The 18682-nt window shown below is 45.6% G+C and carries 17 protein-coding genes; 13 read left to right on the top strand and 4 right to left on the bottom strand.

Translation table 11 applies throughout. The features are described from left to right. Positions 1–33 precede the first annotated feature (33 nt). Positions 34–606 (top strand): hypothetical protein, encoded by a 573-nt coding sequence (locus ABWW54_RS03380; RefSeq protein ID WP_353410110.1) that lies wholly within the window; start codon positions 34–36, stop codon positions 604–606. Between the two features lie 106 nt (positions 607–712). Here the strand turns inward: ABWW54_RS03380 and ABWW54_RS03375 are convergent, their stop codons facing one another. After that, complete coding sequence (locus tag ABWW54_RS03375; protein ID WP_353410108.1) at positions 713–2590, bottom strand: alkaline phosphatase D family protein; 1878 nt, start codon at positions 2588–2590, stop codon at positions 713–715. Positions 2591–2803: 213 nt separating this feature from the next. Here ABWW54_RS03375 and ABWW54_RS03370 point away from each other — a divergent pair, with 213 nt between their 5' ends. The 4 genes from ABWW54_RS03370 to ABWW54_RS03355 are packed head-to-tail and all read left to right on the top strand — an operon-like array spanning position 2804 to position 4975. Next, the gene (locus ABWW54_RS03370; protein WP_353410106.1) at positions 2804–3304 is read left to right on the top strand and encodes an RNA polymerase sigma factor; all 501 of its coding nucleotides are present in this window, start codon (positions 2804–2806) and stop codon (positions 3302–3304) included. After that, on the top strand, positions 3301–3849 hold the full coding sequence (locus ABWW54_RS03365; RefSeq protein ID WP_353410104.1) for a hypothetical protein: 549 nt from the start codon (positions 3301–3303) through the stop codon (positions 3847–3849). Before ABWW54_RS03370 ends, ABWW54_RS03365 begins: the two co-directional genes overlap by 4 nt. Before the next feature lie 33 nt (positions 3850–3882). Beyond that, on the top strand, positions 3883–4410 hold the full coding sequence (locus ABWW54_RS03360; protein WP_353410102.1) for a DUF4252 domain-containing protein: 528 nt from the start codon (positions 3883–3885) through the stop codon (positions 4408–4410). A gap of 16 nt (positions 4411–4426) precedes the next feature. After that, positions 4427–4975 carry a DUF4252 domain-containing protein gene (locus tag ABWW54_RS03355; protein WP_353410100.1) on the top strand — a complete coding sequence of 183 codons (549 nt, stop codon included), beginning with the start codon at positions 4427–4429 and terminating at the stop codon, positions 4973–4975. A 39-nt stretch (positions 4976–5014) separates the two neighbouring features. On the opposite strand, the gene ABWW54_RS03350 is transcribed toward ABWW54_RS03355, so the two are convergent. After that, complete coding sequence (locus tag ABWW54_RS03350) at positions 5015–6091, bottom strand: CNNM domain-containing protein (protein ID WP_353410098.1); 1077 nt, start codon at positions 6089–6091, stop codon at positions 5015–5017. A 449-nt stretch (positions 6092–6540) separates the two neighbouring features. Here ABWW54_RS03350 and ABWW54_RS03345 point away from each other — a divergent pair, with 449 nt between their 5' ends. The 3 genes from ABWW54_RS03345 to rdgC all read left to right on the top strand — a co-directional run bounded on the left by ABWW54_RS03345 (position 6541) and on the right by rdgC (position 10807). Continuing rightward, on the top strand, positions 6541–7977 hold the full coding sequence (locus tag ABWW54_RS03345) for an energy transducer TonB (RefSeq protein WP_353410096.1): 1437 nt from the start codon (positions 6541–6543) through the stop codon (positions 7975–7977). Between the two features lie 123 nt (positions 7978–8100). Further along, positions 8101–9603 (top strand): choice-of-anchor Q domain-containing protein, encoded by a 1503-nt coding sequence (locus tag ABWW54_RS03340; RefSeq protein WP_353410094.1) that lies wholly within the window; start codon positions 8101–8103, stop codon positions 9601–9603. A 298-nt stretch (positions 9604–9901) separates the two neighbouring features. Further along, entirely contained in the window at positions 9902–10807 is a 906-nt protein-coding gene (gene rdgC, locus ABWW54_RS03335; protein WP_353410092.1) for a recombination-associated protein RdgC, read from the top strand. A gap of 83 nt (positions 10808–10890) precedes the next feature. On the opposite strand, the gene ABWW54_RS03330 is transcribed toward rdgC, so the two are convergent. Next, on the bottom strand, positions 10891–12243 hold the full coding sequence (locus tag ABWW54_RS03330; RefSeq protein ID WP_502907749.1) for a M24 family metallopeptidase: 1353 nt from the start codon (positions 12241–12243) through the stop codon (positions 10891–10893). 214 nt (positions 12244–12457) lie between these two features. Between ABWW54_RS03330 and ABWW54_RS03325 the strand changes: the two genes are divergently transcribed. From ABWW54_RS03325 to ABWW54_RS03305, 5 genes are all read left to right on the top strand, one after another. Beyond that, positions 12458–13570 (top strand): serine hydrolase domain-containing protein, encoded by a 1113-nt coding sequence (locus ABWW54_RS03325; protein ID WP_353410090.1) that lies wholly within the window; start codon positions 12458–12460, stop codon positions 13568–13570. A 162-nt stretch (positions 13571–13732) separates the two neighbouring features. Continuing rightward, a complete protein-coding gene (locus ABWW54_RS03320) occupies positions 13733–14620 on the top strand; it encodes an EamA family transporter (RefSeq protein ID WP_353410088.1) in 888 nt (295 codons plus the stop codon). A 118-nt stretch (positions 14621–14738) separates the two neighbouring features. Further along, positions 14739–16640 (top strand): acetyl-CoA hydrolase/transferase C-terminal domain-containing protein, encoded by a 1902-nt coding sequence (locus ABWW54_RS03315; protein ID WP_353410085.1) that lies wholly within the window; start codon positions 14739–14741, stop codon positions 16638–16640. A gap of 2 nt (positions 16641–16642) precedes the next feature. Further along, positions 16643–17317: a glutathione S-transferase family protein gene (locus tag ABWW54_RS03310; RefSeq protein WP_353410083.1), complete on the top strand. Its 675-nt coding sequence runs from the start codon at positions 16643–16645 to the stop codon at positions 17315–17317. Positions 17318–17339: 22 nt separating this feature from the next. Further along, positions 17340–18050: a cytochrome b/b6 domain-containing protein gene (locus ABWW54_RS03305; protein WP_353410081.1), complete on the top strand. Its 711-nt coding sequence runs from the start codon at positions 17340–17342 to the stop codon at positions 18048–18050. 60 nt (positions 18051–18110) lie between these two features. Here the strand turns inward: ABWW54_RS03305 and ABWW54_RS03300 are convergent, their stop codons facing one another. Further along, positions 18111–18560, bottom strand: coding sequence for a c-type cytochrome (locus ABWW54_RS03300; protein WP_353410079.1), 450 nt, complete (start codon positions 18558–18560; stop codon positions 18111–18113). Between the last annotated feature and the right edge of the window lie 122 nt (positions 18561–18682).

Below are 18682 nucleotides of genomic sequence, written 5' to 3'. Positions count from 1 at the left end.
CTGAGCAACAACTTATTGCAACCGTTACGCGGGATGATTCATCTAGTAATAACACTTATCTTTTCTAAGGCCACCAAAGCCATGCTAAGCCCATCAAAGACATTCACGACCTTATTGGCGTTCTCTCTACTGTCATTCAATGCAAACGCACGCGAGGTTGTTACTAGCGAACACGCATTTGAGCAGATGAAAACACTGGTTGGAACATGGAAGAAAGAAAACGATAAGAAGGGGAAATTTAGGGTGTCGTTTGAGCTAACCGCCAACAACACAGTTCTAGTTGAAACTTGGCTTCGTGGCAGTAAAAAACATTCCTTAACGGTATATCATCAAGATGGCGAGCGGCTTTTAGCCACACACTACTGCCCGCAAGGCAATCAGCCAAGACTGCGTTTAACTATGGGATCGAAATTAAATAAACTTTCGTTCAATTACTTAGATTCCACAAACCTAGCAAGTCTGAAAGACTCACATCAACATTCTTTGGAGTTTGAATTCTCTGAGCAACCCAATTCTATTCGGCGCGGCGAAAGCTACCTCAGTGGCGCTGGAGAAAATCACTCTGAAATGACCTTAGTGCGCTTACCGAATAAAACCGGCGACTGATATTATCGCAAGGCGAAATATCATCAATGCGCAGACCGGCAAGTTTTATTAAGCACGGCGAATAGGCCAACTGTCTACTTGTACGCCGGTTTATAGGAACCGAAGATTAAGTACTACTGACCAGTTTATTAGTGCCAGCTTTGACAGTGAATGTTGGGCCCTTATGCATTTTGTATTTCTGGGTCTTAACACTTGAAATAAAGTGAAAACGACTCTGTGCTTGTGTTCTTTCCAGTCTAACTTCCAACCAACCACGTTGCTCATTGTCGTGAAATACCAATTCTTGATTTCTCTCGATCATGCGATTAGCGGCTGTTTTATTGTCAGTGGTTGGGAGATAACTTTCCAGTCCAGGTGAGCTAATGCTCGGAGTCCCAAATTCCACTGCGACTGGTGTGTTTTCATTGTCGGGCGTTAGTTCAAACGCCCACGCATTGTGCGTATCACCAGCGAGGCTGATCACGTTGTTGGCGTTGTTTTTATAGCTGTTCAAAACCCGCTGTTTTGCTACGTTGTAGCCATCCCATGCATCCATGTTCAAAGGCAGGTCTAGCTTACCAAGCATAATCACGGCATCCATAAAGGCTTTATGCCCTTCATCACGAGGAGCTGCAATATCAGCTATGTTCGGCATGCATACTTGCCCCGTAAGAATTTGTTGCCCGATGATTTGCCAAGTGTGACCCGAATTTTTAGAGTCAATTAGTTGCTCGTTAAGCCAACTCTCTTGATCCTTCCCAAGCAGGTCTCTGTTTGGGTCCTCCAATTTCTCTAGCTTGATTCGGTTTGCGTCAGGCAAGTATTTTAAGCTCTTAGGCAATGCGCCGGGATCAATACTATTAAGACGAGCCCAATCGGTGATCGGCGTTGGTGGTTCGGTACTGAAATCGAATGGAAGTTTGAACGTTTTAATCTCCTTATGAGCCAGATTCGCCGCATAGTGACTGTCTTCAATTAGAGTTGGATTGGCTGAATCAGAAACATCAAATGAAACCGTTTTATCAATGATGTCGTGACGATAATTAACTGGCTCCTCGCGACCGATTAGTCTGGTGTCTAACATGATGAGTGCGGCCAAATCGCCAATGTCAAAACGACGATAAATCCGCAAAGGATCTGACCCTTGCTCCGGATCTCTGATCGGCATGTACTCTCGATAAGCTTTCAAAGCATTCATCTTGCGTTTCGCCCAGTCGCCTTCATCCTGTTGATGACCTTCGGCCCCCTCAATCCAAGCATCATTGGCAATTTCGTGATCATCCCACACGGCGATAAATGGCAGACTGGCGTGGACAGCTTGTAAATTCGTGTCGTTGCGGTAGCAACGGTAACGGGCACGGTAGTCATCAAGGCTAAGGATTTCATGCTTAGGCTCAATCAATCTATCATTGGCAATCAGGTCTGGATCTGAATACACGTCATCCTGATATTCGTAAATATAGTCTCCAAGATGCAAAACAAAATCTAGGTCGTCTCGACGAGCGATCTCGCCATAGACGTGAAAATAGCCATGGCCATAATTTGAACAAGAGACAACGGCAAACCGAGCTTCTTTGGCATCCGTTTCTGGCAGTGTTTTCGTTCGACCGATTGGGCTAATGTCGTCGCCATGCAAAAAACGATAGAAATACTTAGTTCCAGATTCCAGCCCTTGAGCATCCACCTTCGCACAAAAATCGTTATCGCTGCTTGTTGATGTCACTCCTTGATTCACGATGTTGCCAAAATCCTGATCTTTGGCTATTTGCCAAGTTACCTCATCGAAAGTCAAGCTTGCTTTGTTTTCACCTTTTAACTGAGGTGTCAGCCGAGTCCATAGGATGACTCGGTCGGATAAGGGATCGCCGCTTGCCACGCCTTCAGAAAATGACACCTTCGTATTGCCATATGATTTGGGTGTGACAGAACAGCCGCCCAACAAAACGCCACTCCCCACAAACTTTGCAACGCTGGTTAGGAAAAATCGACGATTGATATTGGGCATAATCCGTACCTGTTTTTTGTTCTGTTTTATTATGCAGCTTAAATCCTACAATCGTTAGACTATTTAGATGGATTTTTGTTTAGACGCACTCCAAATCAGCTTTCTCTATCAGCCCTCAATAAAAAAACCAAAATATTTTGTAACCTTTTCTCTCTTGGTGCGTTTTAATAATTGAACGGCAACAAAAATAACCAATTTAGGGCCACACTCTCGATGAAACGTTTGTTTCGAACAATGGTAGATCAGCACCAGCAACGTATTTACTCACAAGCATTTTATGTCTTGTCTGACAGATCCGACGCTGAAGATGCTACGCAAGAAGCTTTTGAGCGCCTGTGGTCGACCATGCACGACAAAGAATTTGATACAGAATCAGCAAAAGCCTGGTTGCTGCACGTCGTACGCAATATTTGTATTGATAAATTGCGTCGACGCAAGCCAACGACTGACACTGAGCTGGATGAGTTTGAGAACGAGGGTTCACACAGTCAACCCGTATCACAACTAATGAGTAAACAAGTAAGCAGTTGGCTAAGCACAGCAATAGAGAAACTAAAAGAGCCTTATCGCTCGCTGATCATTTTGGCCGACTTACAGCAACGCTCCATTAAAGACGTGGCGCGGTCGCTTGATTTAAATGAAAACCAAGCGAAGGTATACATACACCGCGGCCGAAAGCAATTGCGCGGCTTTTTGCAAGGTACCGAATTATGAAAGAGAACGAAGTAGATTATTTGAACAAGTTGTTTGCCTCATCATCGGATGTAACAGATGAGGCCGAAGTGGATTACCCCCTGGTCGATGTACCTGAAGGCCTAAGTGACAGGCTCTTAGGGCTTGCTGACTCAGACCCCAAGCCTGTTTCAGAACAACCAAGCCTTGCTAACGTCGACCCTTCTAAACTAGGACCAGACTCAAAATCAAACAACATTATCTGGGGCGTATTCAATAGCTGGACACGAGTTACCAGCATCGCCGCTAGCCTATTTGTAGCGGTTATGGGGTTTCAATTCCATCAACAGCAACAAACCATAAAACAACTAGAGCAAGCACAAGCTGACCTAGCGACCGCTCTTGAGTATTTAGGCGAAGCAAACCGCATCGCACGGTCTCAAGTAATCGATTCGCTTAACGACAATATGAAGAAAGCCGGTGTAGAACCTGCACTGAAAATTGGACGAAATGCCATGCAAGACGCATTAGAGCCCAACACCGAACAACCTGAACTTGATAAACAGACACAGCGCCACAGCCTATAAAGCACGCGACACCCTTTAATGAAAGAGGACCATATGAAAAATTTAAAACAATTACTGACACTGTGTTTTACAACACTGTTGTTATGTGCTCCGGCGTACGCTCTTGAGCGCGGGCAAATTGACTTTGCTGACTTATCGTCACATTACGGTGAACCTAAAGTGGAGATTAATCTCAGCGCCAGTCTAATGAGGTTAGTCGGTAGTTTTGCCGACAGTGAGGACCCTGAAGTCGGGAATATTCTCTCAAATTTGGAGTCCATTAAGGTTCGCGTATATAACCTTAATGGCAAAACAGATAAGGCCAATTCAACGGTTGATCGAGTGAGTGGCGAGTTGAGGGCAGATAACTGGGAAACGCTGGTTACCGTCAATGACAATGAAGAGAATCAAAAGGTTCGAATATTCAGCAAATCAACCAGTAACGTCATCGACGGAGTCGTGGTAATGGTGGTATCGCCAGAGAAAGAAGGTGGCGAAGCTGTCTTTATCAACATCGTAGGTGAAATAGACCCCGACAAAATCGGCAAAGTAGCTGAATCATTAGACATCGATATTAACTAATACGGAAATCAAGCCAATGAAAGCTCTAAAAATAGTATTAATCGTGGTTTCTTCGCTGCTATTGATTGGCGGTGCAGGGTACTTATACGCCTCCAGCGGCATTAAATCCAAACCCGGTTACGCGACCTTAGCAACTCCCAAAGGAAATTCAGTTAACGCACTACTATCCGTCAACGTTGGGCCCGGAGGAGTCAAACCTGCCCGCTGGCTCATAGATAAGGTTGTTGATAGCTCAAACCATGTTCCAGATGTGCCAGAGCGAATACTCAAAAGCGCACTGAAAGAATTGCAAGGTGTTCAACTACACGTTTATGACGTGGGGTCTAACCGAAAAGTGTTTGACAATGCCATTGCCGATTCCATGGCAAAATTAAAAGACAAGAGCTGGAAAACGCTTGCCACGGTTCGTGAAGACGACGTAAACATTGCCGTTTTACAGTTCGGCGAAGGAGCAATGATAGCAGGGCTATCGATCATGGCCAGCACTCCGGAAAAGGCGGTGTTTCTTAACTTAGTAGGGCCATTTGATACTGACGCCTTAGCTAATACGGCTCGCCATCTATAGAATCGAATTGTTCACTGTGAACCCTGATGACTATCGCTCTTAGTCACTGGGTTCTGGGTCAAGCACGCCAAGCGCTTTAGCCCGCTTTTCTCGATGCTTTTGGGCAAGGATTCGCATATCAGTTGCGGTATCGGTTTCGTCCATTATCTCCATGCCTAAGATGGTCTCGATAATGTCTTCCATGGTAACAATGCCCGCCATACCACCAAAATCATCCAGCACCACAGCCACGTGTTCGCGGCGGCTCATAAGCGTAGTGAATATTTCCGTAACAGGCAGTGTTTCACCCACCGCGACGATGTCCCTGCGCAGGTTACTAAGCGATTCTTCACCCCGGCCTTCGATCAGAGCCTCTGCGACGTCTATTTTCAGAATATAACCCGTTATTAGATCTTTGTTGCCTTGGCTAAATGTGGGTATTCTCGAAAACTGATTTTCTTTTCGTTGCTCGTAATACTTAACAATGGTTTGCTCTTCTGACGTCGCACTGACCACCGTTCGCGGAGTCATCACATCACGAACTTGTATGCTTTGAAACCGAATCATGCTGCCGATCATTTGAGACTCATCGGCATCAAACACACCATCTTGCTCGCCCATTTCGGTCATTGCCAAGAAGTCATTACGCGTGAGTATGGGTTGATCTGAGTCCTTTTTGAGCGATTTCGTTACCAACTGGCCCATCCACACAAGTGGCGCCAAAACAAGCATAAGAAAGCGCAGCGAGAACACGGTAAACTTAGCCAACCGTTGCCAATAAAGCGCACCGATTGTTTTGGGTACTATCTCCGATAGGATCAACACGGCTAAGGTCATGCCACCAGGCACCAACAAACGAGTGATGAATGGACTGCTGTCTGCCCATATTTTAGCGGCTTGTTCACCAACACCGATCGCACCCACCGTATGCGCTATCGTGTTAAGGGTCAAAATAGCCGCTAGTGGCCTGTCTATGTTTTCCTTAAACTCCTGTAAATAACGACCCGTCACAGTTCCTTTTTTATGTTGAATACGCGCGTAGGTAGGGGTAATGCTCAATAGCACTGCCTCCCATAACGAACACATAAAGGAGAAGAAAATAGCAAGAACAAAGAAAGTAATAAGTAAGGTATACATGAACGCTCAAACAAAGGGATTCCTCAAAAGAGAGTAAGCTAGTATACGTGAATTAACAATATCTCCCGCAATAAGCCTAAATAAATTAGTAGTGAGACTTTGTTCAGAATACGCAAAATAGAATATAGTCCTCCCGAAAGGCTCCGCCAGCACGACCAATTACACTCGAAAACGACACTCTCGAGTGCGGACACCTGCCAAACAAGTCTATCAGGGCCTCAGCGGAACAGTTATGCAGGCAAAAACTTTATGATCTTGAGCGCAAACGTATTCGAATATTAGGATACGAGCTGGTACAAGATCAGCGATAGCTAACCTCAATTCTTGCAATACAAGCTAGCGTCTATCTCTACGTAGTTCTATTCTTAAGCAATACGATAAACCTTGTATTAAGCACTTGACGATGCAAGCTTTTGACATCTCACAATTATTTGAACGCATAAAAACCTATGAGCACACTACGAAAAAAAACCATGTTATTTGACCGAACAATTTTTGTATCAATGGCGGCAGCTTTTCTATTTTGCTTTAGCAGTTTGGCGAGTGGCTCGTTTGATAGGGCAATGGAAATTTACTCCGACGGGAGATTCGAAGAAGCTCGATCCGCGTTTGAAACAATGGCCGCGATCGGAGACGCGGCATCTTTGTTCAATCTTGGAGTAATGTACTTTCGTGGCGAAGCAGTAGAACGTGATCCAGTGAAAGCTTATGTATTAATGAAAGTGGCAAACGAAGGAGTTAATGATGAATCTTTTACCAAAACAACCCAAGTCATTTTTTCAAAATTAGACGACACCCAGAAGAAGAAATCAGAAGAACTTTACCGCGAGTTCGCCTTAATTTATGGCGCAGAAAGCATAAAAAATAATATTTTCCCTGAGCTTTTAGATGATAAAGACTGTCCTCCAGACATTGAGCCATTAAAAAGAGGAACACCAAATTACCCAAGACGCGAGGTACAAAACGGGAGAATGGGGCTAGTAACCGCAGAATTTACGATTTCGCCTGAAGGATACCCTCGTGAGATTCATATTACTTCCGCCACTAGCGAAGCATTTTATAGAGCTACCTTAGCCGCACTAGACGACTATCTCTACCCACCAACACTCAACAAAAAGCCGAGGTCCGAGCGGCACACCACAATTTACCAACTGGACAGCACCATTTCCCAAGTTAGCACCGACAAACTCCTGGCCGAGCTCGACAACCTAAAAGCCAAATCAATAGACGGCAATATTTTGGCTCAATATAAGTATGCCCAGAGGCTAAACACCTATCGGCATTTCAATGACTATTTCAAAGAGCGGGATATTCAATATCGTGAGGCAAATGAGTGGTTTACTCAGTCTGCCGCGGCAGGTGTTGCTAATTCTCAGTTTGAAATAGGTCGAAATATGCTTGAAGGAAGGGGCTGCAAGGTTGATAAAAAAAACGGATTTAAATGGATAAAAGCCTCTGCGGTAGGTGGCTATTCGCCTGCTCAGCGTTTTCTTGCAAATTCTGAGATACATGATATTGCCATCTCCAATAATCGAGCCGAATCAATCATGAGTTGGTTACGTAATGCCGCTCAAGATAAGATTAGTGGATTTCCGTCAAAAGTGCTTCTGGCATGGGAACTGGTCACATCGCCAGAAAAGTCTCTATTGGATCCTGATGAAGCCCTTGCATTGATAGAGAATCCACCATATACCTTTAAAGACGATATTAGAATTATGGAAACCAACGCAGCTGCATACGCACTCAAAAACAATTACAAAAAAGCGATCAAGCTACAAAAAAAGGCTTTAAAGGCAGCTAAGAGGAAGGGATGGTCGATTCCCAAAATTACCAAGAGACTTGAACAATACGAAAAGAAACAAACGTACATCGGCTCATACTATTAGAAGAGCTCTGTCTTTCAACTCAAAAGCGTATTTTTCTATTCCATTCTGACTCTCGCACTCTTTTCTGAACACGAAAGTCATAAAGAATCGCTGATGATACAATCAATAGTTAGGAAGCTATGTATGGTAACCAACAATGACGCTATTCTTTCTGTGAAATTCATCCTACGAACCACAATTTTTCTCTTTATCCTTAGCGCCGCCGCGACAGCACAAACCGTTTACGTGGCCACAGACGGCAGCGACGCTTCGGGTGATGGATCTCAACAGTCACCGTGGGCGACCGTCAGCTTTGCGATTGACCAAGTAGACGATGGCACAACAATTGAAGTGGCGCCTGGCACTTACAATGGTCAGGTGCGCCTTGATCAACAATTTAACAGTGGCGTACTTATTCGATCAACTAAGCCATACCAAGCACGCCTTAGACATAATAACGGGGCTGCACTTATTTGTTTTACCTGTCAGGGCGTTACCGTGGACGGCTTCGATATCGCGCACAGCGCTGGAAACACCGGCGCTCTGGTAATACAAATTCAAACCTCTGATGCCAGACGGGTAGTGCTCCGTAATAACGTCATTCATGACAGCACCAACAACGACCTACTGAAAATCAATAACGGTACACGAGACATTACGGTCCAGGGCAATATGTTCTATAACCAATCGGGTACCGATGAACACATCGACATTAACAGTGTTGAAAACGTAAACATTCTGGACAATATTTTCTTTAATAGTGATTCGCAGAGCGTGACCAGCAGTTATGTCTTAGTAAAGGACAGCAACGGCGACAGCGATGGCATTGTTGGCTCACGTAACATTTCGATTCGCCGAAACATTTTTCTCAATTGGCAGGGCAACAGTGGCCAAGGGTTTGTGCGTATTGGTGAAGATGGCACCAGCAACTTTGAAGCGCAAAATGTGCTGATCGAAAATAACCTGATGCTTGGGAATTCCACTCGGATAATGCGCAGCGCACTCACGATACAAGGCTCAAATGACATTCGCTTTCAATTTAACACCGTTGTGGGCGATTTACCTTCAAGAAGTTTTGCGGCACGACTATTGGCCAGCGGCGCCAATCAAGCCAATAGAGACTTGGTTTTAAGAAACAACATTTGGTCGGACCCAACCGGCAGTATGGGAACCGAGGGCTTTTTCGGCGCTGATGTTTTTGACGCGCCCAGTGGCGACAATTCGTCCATCACCTTACAAAATAACCTTTACCACAACGGCAACAAGGCAATACCGGCTGATACTAATCAAGAAGTAAATCTAGCAGATGACAACAGCTCGATAAACGCCAACCCGTTACTGCCAATCTCAAACGACTTAACTCTACCAGTCTTCAATGGGGACTCTTTTGACGGGAATTTCAGCAGCATTCGCGCGGCCTTTATTGACCTAGCGAATCGATATGGACGACCAGCGAATGGCAGCCCAGCAATCAACGCTGCAATCAATACAGCGTCTCCCGCAGATGATTTACTGGGAGCCTCTAGGGATGCCAACCCTGATATTGGCGCAATTGAAGCTAACGCGTCAACTCCGCCTCCCACAACGTCTTCAGGCCCAAGAAAGAAGGCTGTGCTGAGCTGGTTGTTACTCCTATTATTCGAATAGTGTCAGCGAAATCGGCGACAAGCCTAGCTGGTATCAGCGTGCAAAAATCACCCATTTTCTTAGCCGTGCGGCCGCCATGTTTTTATCCTTCATTGTGCTAAAATGCGCGGCCTTTTTCAGTGGAACTCTCGACGATTTTAAGCAATACGACGCACACTAAATATGATGCCTCTGGCTGTCATTCAAATAATGGCTCACCAAAATCGTATTTTTAGTTTCACTGCAAATACTAACGAAACGACCTGCACTATTAACGAGTGCGGCACCAATCCGCCCATTAATCAGAGACAAATAATCTATGTGGTTCAAGAATCTACGAATCTATCAGCTAAGCGACCGGTTTGATCGCACTCCAGAAGCACTTAATGAAGCACTGGCTAAATTTGAATTTACACCTTGTGGCAGTGTGGAAGCTGAGAAGTATGGCTGGACCTCGCCACTAGGGCGCGATGGTAGCGAGTTTGTACACGCCGCCAATGGCTATATCATGGTGTGCGCTAAGCGCCAAGAAAAAATTCTACCAGCGTCAATAATCAAGGAAGTGCTCGACGAAAAAGTGTCCGAAATTTCGGACCGCGAAGGGAGATCAGTAGGGCGAGCTGAAAAGCAAAACCTAAAAGAAGAGATCATCTTTTCACTCATGCCAAAGGCATTTGTGAAATCTTCCTATGACTTCGCTTATATTGACCCTGAAAATCAACTTATTGTTGTCAATACAAGCTCAGCGAAACGAGCAGAAGCCCTGATTAGTGCCTTACGAGAAGCATTAGGGTCGCTCAAAGCGATACCGCTAACGCCACTAGCTTCTCCAAGAGACGTGCTCACTGGTTGGCTCACTGGCAATGAAATACCACAAGACATTGTGGTGGGTGAAGAATGCGAGCTGTCTTCGTTAGACGAAGGCCGCAGCATTAAATTCAAACATCAAGATTTGTGGATTGAAGAAGTCAATCGACATATCGATTCCGGTCTGCAAGTCGCAAAATTGGCAATTACATGGAAGGACAGTATCGAGTGCATCATCGACGATGAGTTTTGTATCAAACGGGTCAAGTACAGTAGCGACATTACCGAACAAGCGGATGATCACAACAATGATAGCGCCGCAGACCAGTTTGACGTTGAATTTTCAGTGATGACAATGGAACTGACACCATTCATTGATGCCCTGAACGCGGCTTTTGGTGGACTCGAAGAAAAGTAAGTTTAACAGACACAGCAGGTTAAGACGTGATTGGCAGAATGCTGTCAATCACGTCTTAAGCCTAGTAAGGCTCCCATTTAACGTTATCTAACCAATAAAAGCTCGGTTTGACGGCCATCGAAATACCACACTCCAGATTCATCAAAGTGGGCATCCTCTTCCAACATGATGCGAACCTCCTTGTTCCATGCATCTATCTTGATAGCGTTATTCAACTCAATCGCGTAACTTGTATTGAAATGTAAAGGGTGATCGCCAGAACCCGCTACTCCGCCTTGCGAATCCCACATACCAAGGGTCGTTCCAGCACCATGACCGTGATACCCAATTGGATGGGTGTAGATCGTGGGTTTGAGTCCAGCCTTTATGGCTTGCTCTCTGGACTCTTTTAACACTTGATTGCCGGTTTTGCCGTGTGCGAAATTTTTTGTGAGTATGTCCTGTACTCGATTTGCCTGACTCAGGGCGCCAGCTAGATAGCGTGGAGCGCTAGTTTCTCCGTCCTTTAAAACATAAGCATGTTGTTGAGTATCGGTATTGAGCCGCAAATATGAAATACCGAAATCCACGTGCAGCAAATCTCCTTTTTGAATTATCTGATCGCCGCTTCCATTGGTGAACGCGTCTTCGTGATCAAATTTAATATGATCACTGCGTTGAATGGATACCGAGGGGTGAAACCAAGTCGCTAAATTAAGTGCACGAACTTTCTCTCTAAACCACCACACAAGATCTTCTGTCGAAGTCTGACCCGGCACAATAACGCTAGCACTGAATCCCTGTGCAATTACTCTATGAGCTAACGATGTCATGCTCTTAAGCAACTCAACCTCTTCAGCTATTCTGGTTTCTAACCAACGGACAGCCAAACTTTCCGCAGAGACAATACGACTCGCAAACTTCTCAGGCAGTTCAGTGAGCAGCGTTTGCTTATCTGTCGCAGCAAGGCCGTCAGCCTGGGCCCAGACCCGAGACTGGTTGACGCCGATTGTTTTAGGGTCATACTTTTCTATCAGCTCCACCAATGCTTGCCACTGACTCGGTTGAGAACCTTTATCCCAAGCTCTTTGAAATGTACTACCAACATTATACGGTGCAATGGCCACGGCAATTACTGAGCTTTCTTGTCGAACAAACGCCAGCATTGTTGTTCTCCTCGCCGACATCCAAGAGGCAGGCAGAACGGTTTTAAGAACTGGGTCTTCATTATATTCACGGCTTATCAACAACCACATGTCAATGTTTGACTGTGCCATCATTTCTGGAAGAAGCTGATGTATACGCTTTTGGGTAATACTGTCGATGACTCGAGCGCGTTCTTTAAGTGGCAATATAGTATGGGGAACACTCGGATCTGCCAAGGCCGGGCCACTGGCAAAGAATAAGACCCAAAACATCATCATCACGTTTTTTCCGTTCAACACTGTGCGCGTCATTTCATTTAATCTCTGTTTACCACCGTTTCAGGACTCACACGCTATCAGACTCGAGCCTTGGGTGTCTAGGACTCCCCAAACCCCGCACGCCATGAAGCTCTTGGCCTCAGTGTACTTTTACATTATGGTCACTCATAAGATTAATGACTGTGCCGTCGCATCAAGGGTTCTTAGAATTATGTTAGTACGCCGTTTCTTATTTTTGTGCGTGGCCATGTTAGAAAGCTCTTGTGCGCTCGCGTCGCAAGACAGCCCATTCGAGAAAGCGCTCTCTGATTTAGGCAATAGTGATCAAATAGTGGGCCTAGCCGCTGCCGTGGTACGTGATGGCAAGGTGGCCATGGTTAAGACCTACGGTCATAGAGAAACCGGCAACGTGGATAAAGTTAACCCAGACACCATATTTCGCATTGCCTCTTTGTCTAAGGCCTTTGCGGCAGCAGTGGCAGTACAACTAGAACAGGAAGATAGATTGTCATTAAGTGATCCGGCCATTGCATCTAACCCTTCATTTCAATTAAAAGGCCACTCACAAGCAAGGTCAGCCTCGCTAGAGCACGTGCTGAGCCATCGTCTCTCCTTACCACCCTATGCGTACGACAACCTACTTGAAGCAAACATAGCCCCAGAAAAAATTCTCAGTGAGATGAGAAAGGTGCAACCAATCTGTGCAGTAGGCACCTGCTACGCCTATCAAAACGTTGGGTTTAATATGATCGCGTCAGCGATCGAAATTGCGGATAAGAAGTCCTACGCAGAGTCCGTGCAATCACGCATATTTACCCCGTTGAACATGGAAGGTGCCTCCTTTGGCAAGAACAACCTAATGAAAGGCGACAATTGGGCTCATTCTTATCGACGCCGACCAAACGAGCGCTGGTCCGCGGTGAATGTAAAAGAGCCATATTACGATGTACCCGCGGCCGGTGGCATCAACGCAAACGTTATTGATATGTCTAAATGGTTGCTTGCTCAAATGGGTCATCATCAAGAAGTACTGTCTCAAATTGCCTTGAACCGCTTACATACTCCTCAAGTCCCTACGGCGCGAGAATCAAGGCGAGTTAAGTTTATGCATCACGTAAACAACACTCATTATGGCTTAGGTTGGCGAATCTACGACTACGCCGGATCGAAGGTCATAAACCATTCTGGATCGGTTGAAGGTTACGGAGCACAAATAGCATTTTTACCGGAGAAGGGCGTTGGCCTAATTCTGCTCACCAACTCCAAAACCAGAGACTTTTGGCGCATTTTACCTAAATTTTTAGACCAAGAACTTGGTTTAGAGGACGACTTTTGTAAAACAGAAAATCAATTGTGCTAGGCTTTAACCGCAACTTTTAGGCAGGCGTTTTTTAGATATTTCGCAGCCTCAAAGCCATCCGTTTTAATGCCGCTTATGATCGTACACGCTACTTATTAGAAGCTTATACACAACTCTCACCTGGCTCGACAATCGAGCCTAGCCAATAAGTAGGAAGTATCTGTGTCTAATAGAGATATGTTAATCGCCCTGTACATCGTATTAATTTGGGGGATCAATTTTGTCGTGATCGCATGGGGTTTAGAAGGCATACCTCCGATGTTACTCGGTGGCCTTCGTTTTTTGATGGTGGCGAGCATCGGCTCGTTATTTTTTAAGCGCCCGAATATTCCGATTATATGGTGGGTCGCCTATGCAATTCCAATTAGTTTTCTGCAATTTGCATTTCTATTCAGCGCTATGGCCTACGGAATGCCGGCTGGGTTGGCGTCTCTTGCCTTACAAGCTCAAGCTCTGTTTACTTTGTTGTTTGCGTTTCTGATTTTAAAAGAAGCCATAAAGGGCTATCAGATCAGTGCCATTTTGGTTGCCACTTCTGGGTTGATATTGATTGCCTCAAGTCATGACACACATGCCATGACCGCTGCGGGTTTTGGGCTAACCTTAGCCGGTGCTGGTGCTTGGGCATTGGGCAATATCTGCAATCGTTCTATTAGTAATAGAGGGTACGATGCAAACGTAAACTTAATAATTTGGAGTGCCTGGATACCTCCCATTCCATTTTTCATCTGCAGTGTTTGGCTTGAGGGCTCAGATCAAATAATCAGCAGCCTAACTAATTTTGGCTGGCAATCATTCGCCTCCTTGGCTTACCTAGCGGTTATTGCAACCATAACAGGATACGGACTATGGAGTTATTTACTGTCGCGATACCCAGCCGCACAAATTGCCCCTCTCTCTTTAGGGGTGCCTGTGGTTGGGCTAACGTCAGCAGGCATATTACTCAACGAGTCAATTACTGGCATTCAATGGGCCGGCACCGCGTTGGTACTAACGGGGTTACTCGTGAACACCTTTGGTAATCGGTTTAGCCGAAGATCATCATTGTGACCTGCATAATTCTTAGCTATTCTCAGGATCCACTTTGTCCAAGCCAGTAAAGCTTATATATAATAACGTTTGAATTAACGACTCATTAGTCGGTCACCCACGAAGACGGAAAGCTAGATTGAACCCACAAGTAAGTCAGCGCTGGCAACAAGCAAGTGAATTAGCAGCCCATTTATTGGATACCCACAACGGACGACTTACCGTTGCCATGCCTTTGGGCCTTGGTAAGGCCAACCATTTAATCAACGCCCTCTACCAACAGGTTAAAGACAACTCATCAATGTCCTTAACCATCTTAACGGCACTGACGTTACAAACACCTCAACCAAAGCCCGGGCTCGCAAAGAACTTCTTTGCACCGATTGCTGACCGACTCTATGGAGACTACCCAGAGCTGCTCTATGCAAGAGACTTAATCTCTAAGAAGCTACCTAGCAATGTTACGGTGAGTGAATTCTTCTTACATGCTGGAGCCTATCTGAATAACACACATTCTCAAGCCAATTACATCAGCGCTAATTACTCGCACGTTAGCGGCTATTTAATAGATAAAAATGTGGATTTGATCATACAAATGGTGGCACGTGCGCCCGAGTCTACTAGCGACTTAAGTTTGTCCTGCAATCCTGACATCACTCTGGAACTGTTGGCGGCACGTACCGCTGGTGATACCAACTTCACTTTGGTAGCCGAGATCAACGACCAATTGCCGTTCATGCCAAACGATGCTCAGTTGCCAGAAGCTGAGTTTAGACACATATTAGAAGGCGACAGCGCCAACAGCGGCCTATTTAGTGTACCCAAAGCGTCCGTTGATTTAGCCACCTACGCAGCCGGGTTTCATGCATCGAGCCTAGTCAAAGATGGCGGCACATTGCAAATTGGTATTGGTTCGGCTGGCGATGCCGTCGCCTATGCACTGATCATGCGACATAAGGACAATGCTAACTACAAACGCATCATTGCGGCGCTAAACAACACCGACGATGTCGGCCAGCTAAGCCAGCTCCATTTAGAACCATTTGACGTCGGACTGTACGGCGTCAGTGAGATGCTCGTTGACGTGTTTTTGGATCTCATGGAAGCCGGCGTGGTTAAGAGAGAGGTCAATGGCACACTGATTCACGGCGGCTTCTTCTTAGGCCCCAAGTCAATGTATCAACGTATGCGCGATATGCCAGAAGATCTGCGTAAAAAAATTAATATGACGGCGATTGGATACATTAACGGCGCTCATATCGATTTTAATCGCAAACAGCAAAACCGGCGTCACGCTCGATTTATCAACAACGCAATGAAAGCCACAGTCCTAGGAGCCATCGTTTCGGACGGACTGGACAGTGGTAAGGTGGTCTCCGGGGTCGGTGGCCAATACGACTTTGTGCGGCAGTCCTTCGCATTAAAGAATGCTCGTTCAATTATCATGATTAAGGCGGTCCGAAGCCGTCGCGGCAAGGAAACCAGTAATGTCGTTTGGGAATACGGCCACACCACTATTCCACGGCATTTGCGAGACATAGTCATCAATGAGTATGGCATCGCTGACCTTAAAGGGGCTACGGATAAAGACGTGGTCGCCGAAATGCTGTCAATTACCGACAATCAGTTTCAAAGGGAATTGTTAGCGACCGCCAAGGCCAATGGAAAAATAAGTGGTGACTTCAAACTCAAGGCCGATTGCGCGCGTAATACCCAACAAGACCTACAACAAACCTTGCAACCGTTCAGGCAGTCCGACTTGTTACCTGACTACCCATTCGGCACTGACTTCGATGCCCTTGAGCAAAAATTGATTCCGATACTGCAACAGCTCAACGAGGCAAGCCGATCTAAGGTTGAGCTGTTTAAGTTAGTATTCAAAGGCCTCGGACAGAATAGAAACAGCTCGACATTAAAGGTTTTACAAAGACTAGGCTTTGAAAAACCGAGCTCCTTTCCAAGCAAACTCACCAGATTGGCTTTATTGGGCATATTGTCCGAACAGCCACAACCCAAAAACACGACCAACAATCAGGAATAGATATGCTTACGCTACACCATTTAGAATACTCTCAATCTTATCGGGTACTCTGGCTTCTTGAAGAGCTTGGCGCCGACTACGAACTTAAACTCTATGAACGTGACAAGGAAACACGCCTTGCCCCGGCTGACTACAAAGCCATTTCACCATTAGGTACTTCACCAGTCATTAGCGATGGGGCACTGAATCTAGCTGAAACAAGTGCGATTTTTGATTACATTTTGGATAAACATCCAGATTCCACATTACGACCGAATTCGGATTCGACAGCCAGAACCGACTATTTGTTTTGGTTCCACGCATCACAAGGCTCTTTGATGCCAATGATGTTAATGAGTATTGTGTTTCAAATGCTCGTGACACGAACACCAGCGTTGATTCGGCCGCTAATAAAGATGGTCCTAGGTAAAGCGTCAAGTGCTATGGTAAACCCCAGGGTCACATTGCTCTTAGACAAAGCCGAAGCCGATCTCGAAGCCACAGGCTGGTTCGCCGGAGACAGCATCACGGCCGCAGATATGATGCTGAGCTATCCCTTAGAATCGGCGTACACCAAGGGTTTGCTGAAGGGTAAGTACCCAAATTGCGAGGCGTGGGTAAAGCGCATAAAGGAAGTTCCCAGCTATCAGTCGGCGAAGGAAAAAGACGGTAGACCAAGCGCTATCTTTCAGTTGTAACGATCCTCCAGAAAAACGACTTGTGATCAAAAACAAAGTAAACACCCTGCTCGTTTGGGATTTACCCACAAGACTTTTCCATTGGGCGTTAGTTTGCTCGATTGTCTACGCTTGGGTGAGCGTCGAAATTCTAGAAGACATGGAGCAACACTTCTATGCGGGCTATAGCGTGCTTACCCTTATATTATTCAGGCTTATTTGGGGGCTTATCGGATCTAAATATTCAAGATTGAAACGCCTCTTTTTCCCATTATCCGAAACACTCAAATACGCAAAAGGCTTATTTTCTCGGAAAAGCACCGCAGCGAAAAACCAAGAACATTTGGGTCACAATCCTTTGGGAAGCCTATCGGTTATCGCAATACTAAGTATTCTCCTCATTCAGGCAACGCTAGGTATGTTCAGTACAGACGGTTATGTATTTGGGCCGTTAGCCGGATTGTTAAGCGCCGAAACACGAGATCAAATCACTCAGCTGCACTTGGATAATATTGTGCTTATCTACGCTATTCTAGGATTGCACGTGGCCGCCATTTTCTTTCATCAAGTTGTGAAAAAAGAAAATTTAACCCGCACCATGATCACCGGAAAAAAGGCGGGGGAATCTGCGCATCCAGAGACTCACAAGAGCCCCTGGCTTGCACTGGCAATTCTCATCCTATGCGCAGGGTTCGTTTATTGGCTTTCAACCGCATATCTTGATCTGATTCCACTGGATGACTTTGGCTATTAAATAGGAATCACGTTCAAGCTTTTTGCTTGCACCCTGCCATTGAGGATGCAAACAACGCAATTAATCTTTTACTTTGTATTCACGATGGCAAGACCCACAAGCCTTACTTCCAAATTTGCGTGGATCAAAGTCGGCCATAGCTTGAGACTCCAAAAGTCCTTCACTTAACGCTTTCAGGTTCGCGGCCTTATCGCTAAAACCGTCACTGTCTTGCCATATTTCCGGCTTGGCCTTACTGCCTTCTGGAATACTGTTTTCGATCGAGAAGCCTTCGTCGGTCATGGTCGAGAGATACACCAAATCCTTCGCATGCTGGGTAAATGCTGACTGATCATCTCGTCCTTTTGCTTGTGCTAATTGTCCAAGCTTCCACGCAAAGGTCTGAAACAAACTGGTACGAAATTTGTAAGCCCTCTCTTCGGGAGTGGGTTGTTTGGCTTGAGAAAGACCGGAGCTAAACAAAGCTAAAATTACGGCCATCACAGTTAATGAGCGAATGGGTGCACACATATCAACGTTCCTATCATTAAGGTTCAACTTTCGAGCCTCTCAAATTACCACAAACCGAAACTCAGTTGGAGCCCGTGGAACAACTATCGTTCGGGCAACCTTGTTACCTCACCCCTCCAAGC

The organism is Arenicella sp. 4NH20-0111 (genome assembly GCF_040366405.1).
Taxonomy (GTDB): Bacteria; Pseudomonadota; Gammaproteobacteria; order Arenicellales; family Arenicellaceae; genus Arenicella.
Note: the sequence above shows the minus strand (reverse complement) of the source record. Positions and strands in the feature narration are given on the sequence as shown.